Raw genomic sequence first — 19,525 nt, forward strand, 5'->3', positions numbered from 1 at the left:
GCGTCATTGCCGCCACAATTAAAGAGACTGCGTCACAGGTCACATTCCTGCCGTATGCTTTTGTGTATGAAAGAGAACTCAGTCATTATCGTCGGCGCTGGGCTGGCAGGAATGGTCGCAGGTTACGAGGCCATCAAAGGCGGCAAGCACGTCATCTTCCTCGAGCAGGAAAACCGCAATAACCTCGGTGGACAGGCCTTTTGGTCACTTGGCGGCCTGTTTTACGTCGGCTCCCCTGAGCAAAAGCTCATGCGCGTGAAAGACTCCGAGGAGCTGGCCTGGCGCGACTGGGCCAACTCCGCCGACTACGACGAAGTCACCACCGAAGACTCCCACGACTACTGGCCCCGTAAGTGGGGCCGCGAGTACGTTCGCTTCGCTGCAAATGAAAAGCGCTCTTACCTCAAGAAGCTGGGACTTAACGTGCTGCCCACCATTGGCTGGGCAGAGCGCGGCTCGGGCGACGCCTCCGGGCACGGCAATTCAGTCCCCCGCTTCCATCTCACCTGGGGCACCGGCCCTGAGGTAGTCCATGTCTTCCGTGAACCTCTTGAGAAGGCCGAGAAGGAAGGCAAGGTGGAATTCCACTTCCGCCACCGCGTGGACGAGCTCATCACCGAGGGGAACGGGAGCGCACGGCGCGTCGTCGGCGTGAAGGGCTCGGTCCTGGCGCCCACCGACCAAGTGCGTGGTGAGGCGAGCGGAAGGGACGTCGTCAAGCAATTTGAGCTCCGTGGCCAGGCCGTGGTGATTGCCACCGGCGGCATCGGCGGAAACCTTGAGAAAGTGCGCACCATGTGGCCCACTGAGCGCTGGGGTAAATGCCCAGAGGAGCTGGTCAGGGGTGTTCCCGCGCATGTCGACGGCCGCGGAATCGACATCGCCAGCAAGGCCGGCGCCAACCTCGTCAACCAGGACCGCATGTGGGCCTACCCCGAGGGCATGAGCAACTGGGATTCCATCTGGCCAGAGCATGGCATCCGCATCATCCCAGGCCCATCCAGCCTGTGGCTCGACGCGGAAGGCAATCGCCTGCCCACCAACCTCTTCCCTGGTTCGGATAACCTCGCCGCACTGTCGCACATCACCAACACCGGACATGGCTACTCCTGGTTCGTGCTTAACCAGGAGATTGCGGACAAAGAGTTCATCTTCTCCGGCTCCGAGCAGAACCCCGATCTCACAGACAAGGAGTTCAAGAAGCTGGCCGGCAAGCTCGGCCCAGGCACCCATGTGGCCATCAAGGCTTTCATGGACAACGGCATCGACTGGGTTGTCGAAGATAGCCTAGAAGACCTGGTCAAAGGCATGAATTCCATCAGTCCAGAGGGTTCACCCAAGATTGATGTGGACCAACTGCGCAAGATCATTGAGGATCGCGACGCGCAGCTCGACAACCCGTTCTCCAAGGACGCTCAGGTCAACTACATCCGCATCGCTCGCGGTTTCTTGGGCGACAAGTTGATTCGCTGCGCGGCCCCGCATCGCTTGCTCGACAAGGGCCCGCTCATCGCGGTGCGCCTCAAGGTGCTCACCCGCAAGACGCTGGGCGGCATCGAAACCAACCTCGACGGCGCCTGCCTCAATCCCGACGGAACCGTCCTGACCGGCCTGTATGCCTGCGGCGAGGCGTCCGGCTTCGGCGGCGGTGGCATGCATGGCAAGAACGCGCTCGAGGGCACGTTCCTGGGCGGCTGCATCCATTCTGGCAAGCGCGTAGGCGAGGCTCTCGCGCGCAGCTAAGATGGCCCATCATGGACATCTTTTTGGAAACCGTCGACGAGCTCCACGAGGTCGCGCGCTCCCATGAGGACCCCGCGTTTGACGAGGTCCTCTATCACCACGATCCTTCAGGCATCTGCATCACTGCGATGACCTACGAGGATGAGCAGACCGCCGTGGTCACCTACCGCAGCCCGGCCCAGGAGGGCACCATCTACAGGGCCACTCCTTTCATCGCGGTGGTAGAAACTGCAGGTAAGCGCTTCGCCGCGCTTGTCGACGCCCCCTTTTCCCTCCCTGCCGGCAACCCTGCCGGTGGCGAGGCTTTGCAGGGCACACTGTACCCCGCACTCCTGGCCACGCACGTGGAACCCGCAGGTCACCACGCTATCGAGGATTTCGAGGCCCCCGACACGGAACGCTTCTACAGCAATTACAAGCCCAGCATGCTCACGCCGCGGGTGCGGGTGACGGGTGAGGTAAAGGACGTCGCGAAGCACGTGCATGAGCTCACCGAAAATGAATTCTGGGTGGGCCAAGTGGCCGGGTTTGCGGTGGTCTTCGAGGAAGAACCGCCCGCGCACGCGACAATCGACGCCGTGGCGGTCTGCGCTACTCCTTTCTGGGACGAGGCCTAGGCCTGTTCGCGGCGCGGCTTGTCGACGCCGCGGCGACGCACCGCGATGGTCAGCAAGATAATGCCGCTGAGCAGGAATGCGAGCGCGCGGAAGATACCGCTTGTGGCCGCGAGATCGAAGAAGGTCAGCTTGGCCACCGCCACAATGGCAAGCAGCACGCCGATGGCGGTAAAGCGCTGGTCCGCGGCAAGAAGCAGGCGGGCAGCAAGGACCATCCACGCCACAGAAACCAGAGCGTGCGAAGCCAGGTAGGCAGTCTTGAGGCCCGCGGCTCCCGCCACGATGGCGGCTGCCGAGGCGATTGTGCCTACCGCGGCAAGAAGACTGAGCAGGAGTACAAAGAGTAGCAGTGCGGCTGCAACTTCGCGGCGCTCGTAGTGGGGGATACGCTGGCGCAACAGGTAGCCCGCGATGAGAGCCACGGTGAGGACGATGCCCTCGGCAAGTGGCTCCATGCCAGAGAGGGCAGGCGGATCAAAGAGCACACCGCCGAGAAGAGGGGAGAGCACTATGAGCGAACCCAGGAACCAGGCAGCCAGGACGAAAGCATTGCGCATCGCTTGGAAGAGCAGCACGAATGCTGCGAAGAAGAGCCCGCTTAGGACAAACGTCAGGACTACAGCCTTGGTCCCTGTGGGGGCTGTGCCAGTCCAGCCCGCCATGGTGTTCAGCATGACCAAAGCATAGACCACGGGGATAGCCCCAAGTGCGTAATCCCTGATGACGGAGTTGCCAAGCCAGGCGATACCCACGATGACAGCCAGGGCAGCAACGGCCATCCACTCGGCGAGGATGGTGTCCGCGCGAATGAGGGCAGTGACCAGCAGGAAGCCCGGGGCGAGCAGCCCCAAGAACGCAAAGCCAAATTCCGCCTTGGCGGTGGGGAAGTAGACCACTATGGCCACAGCCGCGATGGCGAGCAGGCTGCACACGATGGCGATCCACAACGAGGGCAGACTGAAGAGGGTGCTGCGGGCGGCGACTTCCGTCATGACCACGGCAAGCCCGATGCCAGCGATAGCGCGCAGCACCTCGGCCATGCGCTCACTGCGGCACAAGACGCTGTAGGTGGCGGTAACCAACGGGATCACGACAACGAGCATGGCACCGCCGACGTGCGCGGGTGCCACTGCGCTGGGGTAGGAGAGTGCGGCGATGCCTGCGCCTGCGGCCATCCACTCTTGTGTGAATGAGCCCTGACGGAAACGGTGGGCATAACCCACGAATCCGCCGTAAATGAGCGCCATGAGCACCGCGCCCAGCCACACCGGCCACCACCCGAGCCACGTGACCACCAGGAACGTCGTGGCCAGCGCCGCAAATAGGGAAGTGGCCACCAAGGCAGTAACACCCGCCGGGGCGGCTTTGTTGCGGAACCACCAGCCCGCGCCGAGCAGCGCAGCAGCAACGATATAGGCCAGAACGACGCGGCCCACTGGCCCCAGCAGGCCCGCCTGAATGGCAAGTCCCACAAGGAAGGCCACGCCCGCCAGGGTGATGACGGTGCCACCAATAGCAACCGCACTGATGAGCGTCTTCTCGCGGTCCCGCGGGGTACGCGGCCGCGGGGCCTGCCGCGAGTAGGGAGGCGGTGCCGCGTGCGGCTGGGGCTGCGCCGCCGGTTGCGCTTGCTGCTGCACTGGAGGTGGCGCAGGGGCCTGCTGGGGTGGGGTGGAAATTGGCTGCACCTCGGGCACGCCGGCCGTCTGACGTTCGAAATCGCGGAGGCTGGCGCGGGCGTCGCTAAGTGCTTGCTCGGCAATGTCGAGCCGGCGCAAAGCGTCCCTGAGCAGCTCTTGGTTTGGATTCATGCTTTATGATTTACCGCGAAACCCCCGTGTCTACTAGCGCACGTAGTATTTCGTTATGCCTTTGAAACCTTTCATCGGCTGGGATATCACCCAATGGCGCGAACATGCCCTGCGGCATGGCCCCGAAACTGGAAAGGACCACCTGTGAGCGTGCAGCTCGTGGCCTCGACAAGCAGCACAAATAGGGGAGAGGGCCTGCCCCTTGATGTGGCGCAGGCCCTCTGTTTGTGATGATTTAGCGCTTACTTAACCACCAGGTTGACCATGCGGCCAGGGACGTAGATCTTCTTGACTACGTTCTTGCCCTCGGTCAGCTCGACGATGCGGGCGTCGGCAAGCGCGGCGGAAACCACGGTGTCCTCGTCGGCGTCGGCAGGCACGTTGACGCGCGCCTTGACCTTGCCGTTGATCTGGACTGGAATCTCAATCTCGTCATCTACCAGGTACTTCTCCTCGAAGGTGGGGAAGGAGGAGTAGGTGATGGTCTCGGTGTGGCCGAAGCGCTTCCACAGCTCCTCCGCGATGTGCGGAGCAATCGGGGAGACCAACTGCGCAATCGGCTCAACCGCAGCACGCGGAGCGCCTTCGGCAGAGTTGCCGTAGGTGCGCGTCAGGTAGTTGACGTACTCGATGAGCTTAGCCACCACGGTGTTCAGACGCAGGTTCTCGTAATCATCACGCACACCGGCGATGGAGCGGTGCAGGGCCTTGAGATCATCCTCGGTGAGCTCGGCGTCGCTAGTAGCAAGCTCTCCGGTCGTCTCGTCTACAGCCAGACGCCACAGACGCTGCAGGAAGCGCTGGGAACCGACGACGTCCTTGGTTGCCCACGGGCGGGAGGTATCCAGCGGACCCATGGACATCTCATAAACGCGCAGGGTATCGGCACCGTAGTCGCGGCAGATGTCATCCGGAGCCACGGCATTCTTCAGGGACTTGCCCATCTTGCCGTACTCCTGGTTGACCTCTTCACCGTTGTAGTAGAACTTGCCGTCCTTTTCCTCCACCTCGGCAGCCGGGACGTAAACGCCACGGGAATCGGTGTAGGCATAGGCCTGGATGTAGCCCTGGTTGAACAGGCGGCGGTACGGCTCCTTGGAGGAAACGTGGCCGAGGTCGAAGAGGACCTTGTGCCAGAAACGGGCGTAGAGCAGGTGCAACACCGCGTGCTCGACGCCGCCGACGTAGAGGTCCACGCCGCCTGGATCGCCAGCGCCGTGCTCCTCAGGACGAGGGCCGGTCCAGTAACGCTCGTTCTCCAAGCTGCAGAATTCCTCCGAATTCTGCGGGTCGATGTAGCGCAGCTGGTACCAGGAAGAACCTGCCCACTGCGGCATGACGTTGGTATCTCGATAATACGTCTGGGTGCCCTGGCCGAGGTCGAGTTCTACCTCAACCCATTCGCGGGCCTTGGCCAGCGGCGGCTGCGGGGAGGAATCGGAATCGTCTGGGTCGAAGGAGACCGGCTTGTAGTCTTCTACCTCCGGCAGTTCGACCGGCAGCATGGACTCTGGCAGCGGGTGAGCCTGACCTTCAGCGTCATAGACGATGGGGAAGGGCTCGCCCCAGTAACGCTGGCGTGCAAACAGCCAGTCGCGCAGCTTGTACTGGATCTTTTCGCGGCCGATGCCCTGCTCCTCCAGCCACGGGATGATGGCCGCGATTGCGTCTTCCTTGGACTTGCCGTTCAGGTCAATGGATTCGTTAGCGGAGTTAACGGCCTTGCCGGACTCAGTAAACGCTTCCTTGCTGATGTCACCACCAGAGACAACCTCCATAATTGGCAGGCCAAATTCGGTGGCGAACTCGTAGTCACGCGTATCGTGCGCCGGAACCGCCATGATGGCGCCGGTGCCGTAGCCGGTCAGAACATAGTCAGCAATAAAGATCGGAACCTGCTTGCCGTTGACCGGGTTAACCGCATAGGTGCCCAAGAAGACGCCGGTCTTTTCCTTGTTCTCCTGGCGCTCTAGGTCAGACTTTGCGGCGATGGACTCACGGTAGGCCTCCACGGCCTCCTTCGGATCATCGTGGCCAAAGGTCCAGCGGCTGTCGACGTCGTCGTCATACGGGACGGGGGAGAGCAGGGCGTCGACAAGCTCGTGCTCTGGAGCCAGCACCACGTACTCAGCGCCGAACAGGGTGTCAGGGCGAGTGGTGAAGACGGTGATCTTGTGGCCCTCAGCGGTGAAGTCCACCTCGGCGCCGCGGGAGCGACCAATCCAATTGCGCTGCATGGACTTGACCTTCTCCGGCCAATCCAGAAGCTCCAGATCGTCCAGCAGACGATCGGAGTAAGCGGTAATGCGCATCATCCACTGAGACAGGTTCTTGCGGAAGACCGGGAAGTTGCCGCGTTCGGACTTACCCTCTGCCGTGACCTCCTCGTTTGCCAGCACGGTACCCAGGCCAGGGCACCAGTTGACGGTGGAGTTAGACAGGTAGACCAAACGGAACTCGTCCAGGGCTGCGGCCTGTTCGGCTGCAGTCAGATCGGAGTAGTAACGGCCATCCTTGGTCTTGCGCTTTCCTACCTCGAGCTCCTTTACGAGCTCAGACATTGGGCGCGCCTTCTGCTGCTCCTCGTCGAACCAGGAGTTGTAAATCTGCAGGAAGATCCACTGAGTCCACTTGTAGAACTCTGGGTCCGTCGACGCCACGGAGCGGCGCGGATCGTGGCCCAAGCCCAGCAGGCCTAGCTGCCGGCGCATGTTCTCGATGTTGGCCATCGTGGTGGTGCGCGGGTGGGTACCGGTCTGGATGGCGTACTGCTCGGCCGGCAAGCCGAAGGCGTCATAACCCAGGGTGTGCAGGACGTTCTTGCCCAGCATGCGGTTGTAGCGGGCATAGGTATCGGTGGCGATATAGCCCAGCGGGTGGCCGACATGCAGGCCTGCGCCGGATGGGTACGGGAACATGTCCTGGATGTTGAGCTTTTCCTTCGGAAGGGCGCCCGCGCCCTCCGTGGCTAACTCGCCGACGGGGTTCGGCGCGTTAAACGTGCCATTGTCTTTCCAGTACTGCTGCCAGGTCGACTCGATCTGGGCCGCAAGCTCCGGGGTATAGCGGTGCGCGGTGGAATCACTCGGGTTAGTCATGGCTCCACAGTCTAGCGCCCTAACAAGCTCCGGAGCACGTCAGGGCGGATAAAACTTCAATCTATTCGGCCGCTCCGATGTATCGCGCGGCCTCCACTCCGACCGCGCGCCGTCGGACGCTGTCCGCAGCGCTGTCTTTGCCCGTAATCATTCCGGTAACCTGCGTCACCTTGACTAATCCCATGGGTTAATGAGACGGACTCCAGTATTCTCAAAATCCTTGACATTACGGGTGGCGCATTCAGCATTATGGGCTCGGCATACTGCTGTTATCTGCGCATCGACAGTAGAAATTGGCTGCCCGGACTGCCTCCGCCTGGAAACGACTTCGGCGTATTCCTGTGCAGCCAAAAAGTCAAAGGAAAGAATTGGGTACATACCAAGGACACGATCTAAGACCGTGCGCAACGTGGCCTTCTTCCTTCCCTCTGGCAAGATAGCCACGCCAGCATAAAGCTCCGAAACAGTCATGGCAGTGACAAATGTACGGGCCTCGATGCTTTTCACCCAACTCAACACTTTGTCATCCGGAAGCGGTTTAAGCACCTCAGATACGACATTTGTGTCCAGTACGATCATTTAAAAAGCACCGCCCGCGCTTCATCATCACGTGGTGGAGTTTCCAATTCAACCGCGGCATCTCTGCTTGCTTCATAAAGAGCAATCCCAATGTTCTTCGGTTGCACAACGTCAATAAGAATGGCGCGCACCTCCGCTTCCATTGAACGGCCATTGTCCCGCGCACGAGCCACGAGCGCTTCTTTTACCGCGTCGTCAAGGTTTCTTACTACCAATGAGGCCATCGCACTGCCCACCTTCCCGTTGATATCAGTAACGATATCACTTTCGGGCAAACCCCTCTAGACCTTCTTGACCACCGCCGGCTTCAACGTCATGGCGCCAAAGCCATCGATCTTGCAGTCGATGTTGTGGTCTTCCTGGCCCGTTCCAGCATCAAAGTTCAGTCGGACGCCGCGGACCTTGGTGCCGGACTTCAACGGCTGCTGCGCACCCTTGACCTTGAGGGTCTTGGTGACGGTGACTGTGTCGCCGTCGACAAGCGCGTTGCCCACAGAATCAACGATTACCTGGGGCTCAGCGGAGTCGGTGTCCGCACCAGCGGCGGTGGCTTCGAACTCGTGCGCGCACTCCGGGCAGACGATGAGCGGCGGCATCTCGTAGGTGTATTCGGAGGAACATTCAGGGCATGGCGGCAACGTCGCAGCTGCATTTTCAGTCATGAGAGGGATTCTAATCTGTGCTCGTGCCTACGGCTGAACGCCGTAGTGGGTAATTGACGTTCAAAAGAGTTCCCCTCAAAGTTCGATTCTTATTAACCCGTGCGTGGTCCCGCTGTTACTCCGCCTGCCTAGATTTATGCGCGGTTGATTCCACTCTCACTTTTGGAACTTGCCTCTTTCTATTCCTATCTCTCTTTAAAGTCCCTAAGACCTTAAACATAGAAAGCTCTCTCATGCGCAACTTCTCTCGCGCCCTGCGCGTTAGCGTGGCCGCAGTAGCCACTACCGCCCTGACCACTGGCCTTATCGCCCCGGCACACGCCGCTGCTTCTGGCCCGAAAAATGTCATCTACATGATTGGTGACGGTATGGGCTACGGCCACATCGCCTCCAACAATCTCTACGAGTCCGGCCAGTCTAAGTACCTGGTTGAAGGCGCATTCGGTGCTGACACCGCCAAGGAGCTCGAGGGCGAGTCTGTCCAGGCATTCGAGGACTTTAACCGTCTGTCCATGACCACCTTCCCGCACGGCGGCTCCTACGACCCAGCCAAGGCATGGTCTGACCACGAGTACATCAAGCAAGGCCCTACCGACTCTGCTGCGGCCGGCACCGCAATGGCCACCGGCTCCAAGGTTGATAATGGCACCCTGGGCGTCTCTTCCTACGGCCACGAGATGGAAAACCTCTCCGAGCGCGCCATCCGCGAGGGCTAGTCCGCTGGTGTTGTCACCTCCGTACCGTTTGACCACGCCACCCCAGCCGCGTTCGCGGCGCACAACAAGAACCGCAACAACTACCTGGAGATCGGCGATTCCATGATCAACTCCGATCTCTCCGTCATCATGGGCGCGGGCCACCCTGAGTACAACGACGACGCTCAGAAGGTTGCTGCCGGTTCCGAGGACTACTCCTACATCTCCAAGGAGAACCTCGCTGCGCTTCGCGACGGCTCGAAGGGCTGGGAGTTCACCGATAACACCGCCGGCTTTGAGTCCCTAGCTGCTGGCAACGTCGAAGAGGGTAAGAAGTACTTCGGCCTGGCACCAGTTGCTACCACCCTGCAGCAGAACCGCTCCGGCGATGCCAAGGCGAAGGAGCCAGGCACCGACCCGAAGAACGACATCGTCGACCTGCCGACCATGACCAACGGCGCACTCAACGCCCTGGGCCAGGACGAGGACGGCTTCTCCCTCATGATTGAAGGCGGCGCCATCGACTGGTCCGGCCACGCTAACCAGACCGGCCGCGACATCGAAGAGGTCCAGGACTTCAACGCGGCTGTCGACGCCGCCATCGCCTGGGTTGAGAAGAACTCCTCTTGGGAGGAAACCCTGCTGATTGTCACCGCTGACCACGAGACTGGTTACCTCTCCGGCGAGGATGAGACCGACGCTTGGAAGCCACAGACCGGCACCAAGGGCACCGCTCCAACCCACGAGTGGTACTCCACCAACCACACCAACCAGGTAGTACCGTTCTTCTTCAAGGGCGCCGGCTCCGAAGATATCCAGGCTAAGGTTTCTGGCACCGACCCAGTCCGCGGCGAGTACATCGACAACACCACCGTGGCCAAGCTGGCCCTGGACGAGTGGTGGTTCAACACCGCTGAAGACGACACCGACAACCCCGGCGATACCGACAACAAGCCATCTAACGGCGGTTCCTCCAACGGCTCCTCTTCTGCAGGCGCTGGCCTGGCTGGCGCCGGCGTGATGGCCCTCATCTTCGGCATCATCACCGCTGCAGCTCAGGCCCTTGGCCTGGTCAAGTTCGACTTCAAGGCTCTGCAAGACCTCATCAAGCAGTTCGCCTAATGCGCTAGCCGACGCCCCGCCACTAGGCCACGGGCAAGCACCAGCCCTCGTCTCCCCACAGACGGAAACACCGTCATTTTCTAGGGGATGACGAGGGCTTTCGCCGTTTTCACCGCTAAAAGGACGCAGTCAGAAGGCAGGACGGACAGCCAATTCTAGTGTCGGCGCTCACCTCAACGATCGAACAATCATCCGAATATCAGCTAGACGTGTCCAGGCCAAAGACTATCGTCACCAGTATGACTCCTATTCCAGCACATTCACTAAAGACACTCCGTCTAGCGCACCGCGCTAGCCGCTTTCACCAACTCGATAGAAGCGCCAACTATCTAATTTAGTTGGATGAAAAATCCTGGGAAATTTTCCTATACTCAAATTACCTGCGCACTAAAGTGAATTTTAGGCTCGCACTGAAGAAAGAAGGTCTCGATGACATCAGAGAGTCCAAACATCAATTGCCTAACAGATGTCGAATTTCTGCCGACATCACATGGTCGGCTAAGCGTACGTGATGCACTCCTTAGAGCCCACAAACACGATTTCGATATCACTTCTTCGCAACCCGGTTTTCATTTCAGCTCTCAGGTTCGACTTTTGGCAGGCATTACTGCAGTAGTACTACAGCACGAAGCCAAAACCCCTGCCGAATTACTCAATCTCGGACTATCTGAAGCGGCCGTTGATAAGGCTCTCGAAGAGCTCAGCGCTGGTGCTTACTTGCACGACGCGCAATTCCCATTCATGCAACGACCGGCAGTTAACACGTCCAATCCCAAGGACAAAGCAACTTATGTTGGCCCCGGGACTCATCCAGTCAAGAAACTGTCACCGGCTATGCCACCCAATGAGTCGGAAGACTTTGCCAACCTTCTCACCGCTAGCCAGGAACGGTTATCTCTAGAAGATGCAGTGATGTGGCTCGTGACTTATCATCACCTATCCGTAGCAGGCAACAATGCGTACTGCGGTGACAAATGCGTTTCTGGTTCCCCGGCGATGCGTTTTGTTGGTACTGAGAATTCGGCAACAGAAGTGCTGTGGCATGGGCGTTCATTACTAGAAACCTTGCTGATGGCAATTCCACAGTCATGGGTCAAGGGCACAGGCCTTCCCGCATGGGCTGACCGCACCTGCGCGTACTCGCGCCACGACGGGATAGTTCACCCGCTATGGTCGGCCACGTGGACTTCTAATTCCCCTGCTACCGCCTGGGAAGCATCAGAGCTTGTTGGTGTCCGCACCGGCGGTGTACCGCCTGAATGGTTCCTTACCGAGATGGGCAGCAAAGATCAGCAAAAAGATTGGTGGACGCTGCGCAATCAAAAAGACCCGTTCTACCTGTACATCAATAATGGCAAAGAGCTAAAACTTCAGCGTCTAGATCTGGGTAAAGATGCTACCGCTTTGGCCATCAACTGGGCTGCACAAAATAAAACCGCGGAGTTTGAAAAGGCCAGCTCATCCCACATACTTCCTCCAACAGCTCCAACAGCTGAAGCACGCCTAGTGTTCATCCGGCACCGCATGGAGGGTACCGCTTCTAGCCCCAATATTCGAGCTTCCGAAGTATTCTTCCCTCGTGATGAAGAGTGGGCCCACGACACCAATCCTGATGTGCAAGCTGATATCAGGCTTGGTGCAAACTGCATCGACAAGCTTCATAGCACCGTAATCCGCCCATTCCGCCGAGAAAACGCTAACGAGCGTGCAGGCGGTAAAGTACCGCTAGTTTTGGATTTTTTGGAATCCAGCCGCGGAGATGTAAGCGAAGCCTTTTGGCGCAATATGTCCCACAATTTCTCTTTGCTGCTCAAAGAGTGCCGTTCAGCCAAGAGCGAGTTCATCGCTTCCCCGGAGCTGCGTACCGGGCTACACACCGCTTCCATGGCCGCTTTTGATTCAGTCACACAACCACATTTTGGTCAAGAGCCCGCACGGATTGCCCACGTTCGAGCCGGGGTCGAGTACTGGGTAAGACGGCACATCAAGGATTTTGTTGCCGAAGACCCCGACGCCCCCACCACCTAATTTCTAAGGAAAAGGATGAATCACACACAATCTACGCCAGAATGGCAGCCACTTTTGACCTGGCTGACTCAATCTGTGCGTAATTACCACGACAAACCCACTTCCCATTCCGGCAGTGAATGGCGCCGCACCCGTGCTTTCCTTCGCCGCGGTAATTCGCAGTCTACGGAGCACTACGCCTATCCATTCATTCTTCCTCTTTTGCCTGCCGATGCCAGCCCCACCACCCGCACAGTAGCGCTTCGCCTCGCAGCTCTGGTTGCGGAATTCGATGCGGTACCGCACATTGATTCCCAAGAAACGGGTTTCCGATCACTCGGACAATGGTGCAACCTCATCTCTCGCAAATTGGCTCCAGAACAAGAAACGCTAGATCCTCGCCATCCGGATGCTGTAGCCAGCAGGCTCGTCTCATTACATACGCAAAACGTGGATGAAGCTATCACTACTATTCGTCGTATCGCCGCACTAGCAGGGAACACGAAGGACACACCTCCGCTACCTGTGTATGACCTTTTCCGGATTTTCTTTCGATGGGGCAATAGCTTCACAGAAAGCTCACAACGCGTTCGCCGCAGCGTGCTCCAGAACTACTACTCCGGTTTTTCCACCTCCGCTTCTTCCTAAACCACAACCTTCGAAAGGATTTTTCCCATGTCGCGTCACCTCACTATCAATATCCTGTCCAGCATTCCATTCTCCAACCTCAATCGCGACGACACCGGCGTTCCAAAGCGCACGATGCATGGTGGAGTTCTCCGTGCCCTGCACTCCTCGCAGTCCATCAAGCGCGGCGTCCGCCTGCGCTACGAAGATGCTTCCGGCAACTTTTCCATCCGATCTGGCAAGTTGGCAGATGAGATTGTCACAAAAGCTGTAGAGCTAAACCCAGAACTGGATCAGAAAGCTGCACTAAAGGAAGCCAAGAAGATTATTGGCACGTTGACCAAAGCAACGGCTTCTGAGGGAGAATCTGACCGTTCGACATGGTTGTCTGGTGAGGAACTCCTCACAGCAGCAACAAAGATCGCTGGTAACCAAGAGTCTGAGGACTCAGGCTTCATTAACGGCACTAAGACGGGATCCCTGGCAATCGCCGCATTTGGCCGTATGTTCGCCAACGCCCCAACCAGCAACACCGAAGCCGCAATCAGTGTTTCTCCGGCAATTACTACCCACGCCGCTACCATCGACACCGATTATTTCTCCACGGTCGATGACATCCGTGAGCGTAACAATGACTCCGGAGCGACGTTCCTAGGAGTTAGCCAATACACCAGCGGCATCTTCTATCGGACCGTAACGATTGACAAAGTGCAGCTAAAAGAAAGCTGGACCGGGTTTGACTCTGAAGACGCTGCGCAAAACCTCAGCGAACTACTTCGTGCTATCGTCTACGGCCAGCCACGAGGTAAAGAAAACAGTACCGCACCTTACACGCTCCCAGCTGTTGTCTTCGCGGAAGAACAGCGTTCCCGCGTCGCATATGACTTTGAACAGCCAGTTACTCCACAGGGCGATGGTGGTTTTCTCGTTCCTTCAATTGAAGCTTTGGCGGAACAGTACCAACAAGCTCGTTTCTTTGACCCTGCCAACTTTGGCCCTGTTGAAGTACTGTCCGGCACGCACAAGGATCTTGACGGCAAACTAGGACACCTCTCGCCCGTCTCTCTCGATGACTTCATTACCCAGGTTGTGGAGTGGATTCTCGATGCCTAGTTCCACCTATATCCGTCTTGCGGGACCCCTCCAGTCGTGGGCGGGTCTGGCTGTATCGGGAAATTTTGTCCGTACTGAGCCTCGCCCTACGCTCAGCGCGCTCCGTGGGCTACTGGCTGCGAGTCTAGGTGCGAAAAGAGGGCAGTGGCCAACGTGGATCGATGACGTGCATTTCACCTTGCGGGAGGATAAGACTCCAAAATATGTTGATGATTTTCACACCATCGGTGACAGGGAAGATGAATTTACTTTCCGACGGCGCCTTGCGATCATGCAGCAAATGAAGGCTACCTCTGTGAAGCAGCTTAAGTTCACCCCTGCCGTGGGTGCGACTTCTATCAGCCGACGCACGTACCTAGCCGAATCTGAATTCATTGTACGTGCCACTCTGGAAGGCCACACGGAGGAGATAGATCAGGCTTTCGCCAGCCCTGTCTTCTCTGTTTATCTAGGTCGAAAAGCTTTTCCAGCAACGTTCCCGTTCTATCTGGGAACTGGGCCAGCAGAGATGCTGTCGCTCATCCCCGCCCTTGCTCCTAACGCGTCGAATAAAGCGACTGTGCGAATCTTTGAACCATCGCTCGGTTCCGGAGTGTCCCCAGAGAGCATGAGTGTTCCCGCTGTTGCGACCCGAACGGACTGGCTCAAAGGCATCAAGGAGCTCAGCCTGCACCGCCACTCCACCATTCAACGGTAGCCAAAAGCGGTAGGCCTTGTTGACCTACCGCTTCGCTTGCCTCCACGTATCGCGGAGAAGGTGGTTCCAATTCAATGAAATATGAACGACCTCCGCATCAGCGGAGAGCCACTTTGAACAAATCTAACGTATTCCCGACGAAAGATGAAGAATATGATCACCACTCGGTATCTAACCAAAGCACCTGCACACGCTCTCTTAAGTGTGGCTGCGAATAGTGCTCGCCGTGTGAGTCCCGCAAGTCTTAATAGCCCAACATTTCGTCATCGCGCAGTCATGGGTCTTTTCCCTGCATTCGACGACGCCAATCCACGTTCCGCTGCAGAAATTCTTTTCCGTTTAGAGACCCCAGCAGGACAGGCTCCGTATTTTCTTATCCAGTCTGCTACAGAGCCCACTGTCTCGAACTGTCCAGACATTGTGACTAAGCAAGTTGAGCTTCAGGCTCCGCCTACTGGAACTTCAGTAAGTTTTCGCATTAGTCTCAACGCTATTCGTCGCGAGACATTCACTAATGCTTCCGGTAAGCGTTCGTACAAAGTTAAGCCCATCCCGTTGGATCATGAGAATACGGAACGAACCACATTTGGCCCCTGGCTGACACAGAAGTTATCTCCCGCCTTAGATGCTGTGGAGGTTACCAACCACCGGCGCGCTGTACTCAAAGATCCTAAGGCTGAAAAGGGGCGTATGACGCTACAAATAGATGCTGTGGATGGCATCGCCGTAGTACGCGACACCACAGCACTCGTATCCATTTTGACTACTGGAATCGGCCGAGAAAAGGCTTACGGCTGTGGTCTACTATCTATCCGCGCTCTAAGTTAGGAACCCCATGCCTGCCACCCATTCAACGTTTTCTTCCGTGTGGGCCAAACAACATAGCCTCGAAGAAAGCTACCCTTTGCTTGCCCATATGTGTGATGCCGCTTCCATGGCAGGACAACTCTTCGATCACTGGTTAAGGCCAGGCTTGCAGGGCTACCTTCGCGAAGAGCTGGGGCCACAGGCACGTGAGATCGTAATGTGGCTGGTTGGCACGCACGACATCGGCAAAGCGAACCCCTTCTTTCAAGGCCAACTACTTACTCATGCGAGGCAGCGTCCTGAAGAACGCAAAATCTGGGCTTCTGTAAGAAACCGGATTGTGGAAAACGAAGAGTTGGGTTTTAAGCTCCCACCACGTGCTTTGCGAGGACTTCACGATGTCGCCGCATTTAGACGCCATGAGCAGGCTTCAGCTTCCTACCTCCTTGGCAGCCTCACGGTGGATGCTTCGGCAACTCAAGCCTGGCGCTGTATCCCAGCTATGGGTCATCATGGAAGGTTTGATACTCCAAACTTTGGCGGCGATCGCGCAGGTACAAAAGAGGCGCTGTGGAACACGGCTCTAGCCAGCAATGGGTGGAATACTGCCCAAAAAGTTTTAGACCACGCGCTTCGCGAAGCCTGCGGAGTAACAGTGTTCCCCGATGAAGTTCCAACGTCGGCCATGATTCTGATCAGCGGACTAACTGTTGTGGCCGACCGCCTGGTATCAGCCCACGAATGGGTCAAACAGTCTCAAGCACGGTGCCAAACAGCCGAACTAGACTTGACACAGCCGAAGGAGTGGATACTCACACAAGCTGAACCTGCTCTAGCTCGTATTCGAGAACAACTTGGTATCTATTCCGATTGGCCCAGCGCTGAAGACGCGCTAGAAGCAATTCTTCAAGGCTACGAACCACGCCCTGCACAGCGAGAAGCCATGACCGATCCTGATGGTCTATTCACGATCATGTCAGCTACAGGTTCCGGTAAGACTGAAGCCGCTATCCTGCGCCATGCGCAACGTAAAGAACGCATGTTGTTCCTACTACCCACGATGGCGACCTCGAATGCATTGATGAAGCGTGTACAAAGAATCTTTAGTTCGACTCAAAACACTGCAGCGCTCGCACACGGAATGGCCACCATTGAGGATTTCTACTCCCGCCCCGTCACCACCTTCCGCGACAGTAATCCACTGGAAGACGTCGGCGGACTCGTACCAGCTGAGTTCGTGCGTTCAGGAATGGAACGCATGCTGGCCTCTATCACGGTAGGCACCGTGGACCAAGCGCTTAAAGCAGCACTTCCGATGAAATGGACCCATGTCATTCTGTTGGCGCTGGCAAACGCGCATGTAATTATTGATGAGGTCCATACGCTAGATCCTTATCAAGCACAATTGCTCAAACCATTGATGCAATGGCTAGGCACCGTGCGAGCACGCGTTACCCTTCTCAGCGCCACGTTGTCGCAAGAACAGTGCAGTTCACTCGCATGTGCCTACACCGGGTACCCGCTGGAAACAAACATTGATTTTCCCTCGATCCTCAGCCACAACTCCAGTTCCTATACAGCCACTCCGTTGGATTCAACGCCATACACGCTGACTTACGACATCACCATCGCAAACCCGTCTCAGATAGACGCACATATCAACTGGGTTCGACGCATGCGTGCGGAGTATCCGATTGCTCGCATCGGGGTCATATGCAACCGAGTTGACTGGGCACAAGAGATATCCCACAGGCTTAATGAGGCAGGCGAAGACGTCCTGCTTCTACACGCTGCGATGACTGCGGGACATCGCCAAGCTGCTGCCGATACGCTACTTCGCACGATTGGTCCACATGGAAACGGTGAAGGGATGTGTGTTGTAGGTACACAAGCCATTGAAGCATCATTGGATATTGACCTTGATCTACTCAGCACCGACCTATGCCCGTCAGCTTCCCTCATCCAACGGGCCGGTCGTGTCTGGCGCCGAAGAGACCCACAACGCAAGCACCGACTTCCTGGGCGTGACCACATGCATCTGCATATTGTTGCCCACCAGAATTACGAGCACCGTGAGAATCTTCCCTACATGGAGGCTCTACTGAACCGCACGCAACGCTGGCTGAATTCTCATAACGGAAGAATTGAATTCCCGGTCGAGTGTCAAGACTTTGTCAACACAACATCAATTACTCTCACAAATATCAACGATGACCAAGACATTGAGGCCTTTGCCCAGGATTCCAGGAAGCACATGGCAGCGTCGAATATTCAAAGCAACCTGGAAGCCGTTCTAAAAGAAGACGTTCGCCTAAGCGAGCTAACCAAGCTCACAGAAGGAACTACCGCACTCGAGGATCTCCGTACACGTTACGTCGAAGGAGAAACTGTACGTGCTCTCGTTCTCGATGACGCTGGCACAATTCCGGGTGCCATAACCAGTATCGATTTAGAACTCACGAAGCCCACTCAGGAAGATCTGAAACGTATTCTCCGCTCAAGTATCAACCTACGTCAAGGCTCTTTTCCTCCCGAAGACCCGCGTTTTCTCTCGAACCCGTGGGAGACTTCCCTACTGCAGTATTTCAGAATCGTTGATCTCTCCGACAACTACGATCCAACCCTTGGACTCATCTACGGAAAGGCACACTCCTAATGGCTTACTCCGAAGACGCCATTACGTTTTCCACCATTCCAGCAGACCACCAAGTCCGCTTGGAAGACCGTGTCAGCTTTGCTTATGTGGAGCGTGCAGCTATCCGCCAGGACCGTACTGGTGTAGTGGCCTATTCGGTTGTTGACAGTTCAGAATTAGAGCAACGCATCCAACTCCCTGTAGGCGGACTTGCAGTTCTTATGCTCGGACCTGGAACCTCCATTTCTGCAGCCGCTGCTACCTCATGTACTCGTTCAGGAACGACCATCATGTTCACTGGCGGTGGTGGAGTGCCGGCTTATACTCACGCAACCCCACTAACTTCCTCGGCGCGTTGGGCAATTGCCCAGGCAGCTCTCGTCTCTAATGAAGCCCACCAGCGAAAGGCTGCAATCAAGCTCTACCAGCGGCAACTAGGCATCGAAGAAATTGCTGATGCTCCGAGCATTTCCATCATGCGCGGACTTGAAGGCCGCGTAATGAAACAGACTTATCAAACCCAGGCGAAGAAACACAGGATCAAGAATTTTCGGCGCAATACTGCTAACGATGACCCAGTTAATCAGGGACTCAACCTAGCGAACTCGATGCTCTATGGATGCGCCGCTTCTGCGTGCGCGGCAATAGGTGTCAATCCTGCCTTGGGCATCATTCATCGAGGTAATGCTCGTTCATTGCTCTTTGATCTGGCTGATCTGTACAAGCCCACAATCTCAATCCCACTGGCTTTCGCCTGTGCCAATGAGGAAGATCCATTACCAGCGCTAAGGAAGCAACTACGCCGAGAGATCCATCGGAAGAACTTACTCGTCGACATGCTGGAAGTTCTCACAGAGGTACTCACACCCCACTTACCTTCACGTGATGACGATCGACTCGTCTCTGGGCGCGGCGATGAAGTCGCCGGGCATACACAATATGGACGGCGCTGAATGTTTCTTGTAATCACAACCACCAGCCTCCCGGACCACATGCATGGCTACCTTTCGCGTTTCCTTTCGGAAGTAGATACCGGTGTTTATGTAGGAAACGTTTCCCGTCGTGTCCGCGATAACCTGTGGCGACGGCTTTCCAATGCAATCGCCGACGGCAGCCTAACCATGATCAACGAGGACCGGACCCGCGAACAGGGCTTTGCAGTCAACACTATGGGACCGCGACGCCGTACAATCATTGACATGGACGGCCTTTTACTTGCGTGCACGTTTTCGCGAGAACATACGCAAAACCGCACCGAGACAAACTAAAGTTGCTGTTCAGGAAGTCTCTTCTCCGCGCACGCGGAGGTATT

At 57.0% G+C, this 19,525-nt stretch carries 15 protein-coding genes and 1 pseudogene; 11 read left to right on the forward strand and 5 right to left on the reverse strand.

Features of this window, described 5'->3' with window-relative positions; genetic code table 11:
• The first annotated feature begins 66 nt into the window (after positions 1–66).
• Positions 67–1,743: an FAD-binding dehydrogenase gene (locus HMPREF2888_RS09945; RefSeq protein WP_070518725.1), complete on the forward strand. Its 1,677-nt coding sequence runs from the start codon at positions 67–69 to the stop codon at positions 1,741–1,743.
• An 11-nt stretch (positions 1,744–1,754) separates the two neighbouring features.
• Positions 1,755–2,360, forward strand: a complete 606-nt coding sequence (locus tag HMPREF2888_RS09950) for a hypothetical protein (RefSeq protein WP_061925305.1) — start codon at positions 1,755–1,757, stop codon at positions 2,358–2,360.
• Here HMPREF2888_RS09950 and HMPREF2888_RS09955 read toward each other — a convergent pair.
• The 5 genes from HMPREF2888_RS09955 to HMPREF2888_RS09975 all read right to left on the reverse strand — a co-directional run bounded on the left by HMPREF2888_RS09955 (position 2,357) and on the right by HMPREF2888_RS09975 (position 8,510).
• The gene (locus tag HMPREF2888_RS09955; protein ID WP_061925308.1) at positions 2,357–4,171 is read right to left on the reverse strand and encodes a DUF2339 domain-containing protein; all 1,815 of its coding nucleotides are present in this window, start codon (positions 4,169–4,171) and stop codon (positions 2,357–2,359) included. The genes HMPREF2888_RS09950 and HMPREF2888_RS09955 overlap by 4 nt on opposite strands.
• A gap of 242 nt (positions 4,172–4,413) precedes the next feature.
• The gene (leuS, locus tag HMPREF2888_RS09960) at positions 4,414–7,269 is read right to left on the reverse strand and encodes a leucine--tRNA ligase (protein WP_070518716.1); all 2,856 of its coding nucleotides are present in this window, start codon (positions 7,267–7,269) and stop codon (positions 4,414–4,416) included.
• A gap of 174 nt (positions 7,270–7,443) precedes the next feature.
• Complete coding sequence (locus tag HMPREF2888_RS09965) at positions 7,444–7,848, reverse strand: type II toxin-antitoxin system VapC family toxin (protein WP_061925314.1); 405 nt, start codon at positions 7,846–7,848, stop codon at positions 7,444–7,446.
• Positions 7,845–8,123 (reverse strand): FitA-like ribbon-helix-helix domain-containing protein, encoded by a 279-nt coding sequence (locus HMPREF2888_RS09970; RefSeq protein ID WP_235591093.1) that lies wholly within the window; start codon positions 8,121–8,123, stop codon positions 7,845–7,847. The genes HMPREF2888_RS09965 and HMPREF2888_RS09970 overlap by 4 nt, the downstream gene beginning before the upstream one ends.
• Positions 8,124–8,129: 6 nt before the next feature.
• A complete protein-coding gene (locus tag HMPREF2888_RS09975; RefSeq protein ID WP_070518717.1) occupies positions 8,130–8,510 on the reverse strand; it encodes a zinc ribbon domain-containing protein YjdM in 381 nt (126 codons plus the stop codon).
• A gap of 233 nt (positions 8,511–8,743) precedes the next feature.
• On the opposite strand from HMPREF2888_RS09975, the pseudogene HMPREF2888_RS12605 reads away from it, so the two are divergent.
• The 9 genes and pseudogenes from HMPREF2888_RS12605 to cas2e all read left to right on the forward strand — a co-directional run bounded on the left by HMPREF2888_RS12605 (position 8,744) and on the right by cas2e (position 19,481).
• Positions 8,744–10,327, forward strand: a pseudogene (locus HMPREF2888_RS12605) (alkaline phosphatase).
• Between the two features lie 429 nt (positions 10,328–10,756).
• Positions 10,757–12,355, forward strand: a complete 1,599-nt coding sequence (locus tag HMPREF2888_RS09990) for a type I-E CRISPR-associated protein Cse1/CasA (RefSeq protein WP_083296638.1) — start codon at positions 10,757–10,759, stop codon at positions 12,353–12,355.
• A gap of 15 nt (positions 12,356–12,370) precedes the next feature.
• Positions 12,371–12,982 (forward strand): type I-E CRISPR-associated protein Cse2/CasB, encoded by a 612-nt coding sequence (locus HMPREF2888_RS09995; RefSeq protein ID WP_070518719.1) that lies wholly within the window; start codon positions 12,371–12,373, stop codon positions 12,980–12,982.
• A gap of 27 nt (positions 12,983–13,009) precedes the next feature.
• Positions 13,010–14,074 (forward strand): type I-E CRISPR-associated protein Cas7/Cse4/CasC, encoded by a 1,065-nt coding sequence (cas7e, locus tag HMPREF2888_RS10000; protein ID WP_070518720.1) that lies wholly within the window; start codon positions 13,010–13,012, stop codon positions 14,072–14,074.
• Positions 14,067–14,771, forward strand: a complete 705-nt coding sequence (gene cas5e, locus HMPREF2888_RS10005; RefSeq protein ID WP_070518721.1) for a type I-E CRISPR-associated protein Cas5/CasD — start codon at positions 14,067–14,069, stop codon at positions 14,769–14,771. The genes cas7e and cas5e overlap by 8 nt, the downstream gene beginning before the upstream one ends.
• Positions 14,772–14,924: 153 nt before the next feature.
• Entirely contained in the window at positions 14,925–15,599 is a 675-nt protein-coding gene (gene cas6e / locus HMPREF2888_RS13305) for a type I-E CRISPR-associated protein Cas6/Cse3/CasE (protein WP_371326271.1), read from the forward strand.
• A 7-nt stretch (positions 15,600–15,606) separates the two neighbouring features.
• Entirely contained in the window at positions 15,607–18,234 is a 2,628-nt protein-coding gene (locus tag HMPREF2888_RS10010; protein WP_070518722.1) for a CRISPR-associated helicase/endonuclease Cas3, read from the forward strand.
• Positions 18,234–19,166 (forward strand): type I-E CRISPR-associated endonuclease Cas1e, encoded by a 933-nt coding sequence (gene cas1e / locus HMPREF2888_RS10015; RefSeq protein WP_070518723.1) that lies wholly within the window; start codon positions 18,234–18,236, stop codon positions 19,164–19,166. The genes HMPREF2888_RS10010 and cas1e overlap by 1 nt, the downstream gene beginning before the upstream one ends.
• Positions 19,167–19,481, forward strand: a complete 315-nt coding sequence (gene cas2e / locus HMPREF2888_RS10020) for a type I-E CRISPR-associated endoribonuclease Cas2e (protein WP_049147286.1) — start codon at positions 19,167–19,169, stop codon at positions 19,479–19,481.
• Positions 19,482–19,525 lie beyond the last annotated feature (44 nt).

Source organism: Corynebacterium sp. HMSC077D03 (assembly GCF_001808545.1).
Taxonomy (GTDB): domain Bacteria; phylum Actinomycetota; class Actinomycetes; order Mycobacteriales; family Mycobacteriaceae; genus Corynebacterium; species Corynebacterium simulans.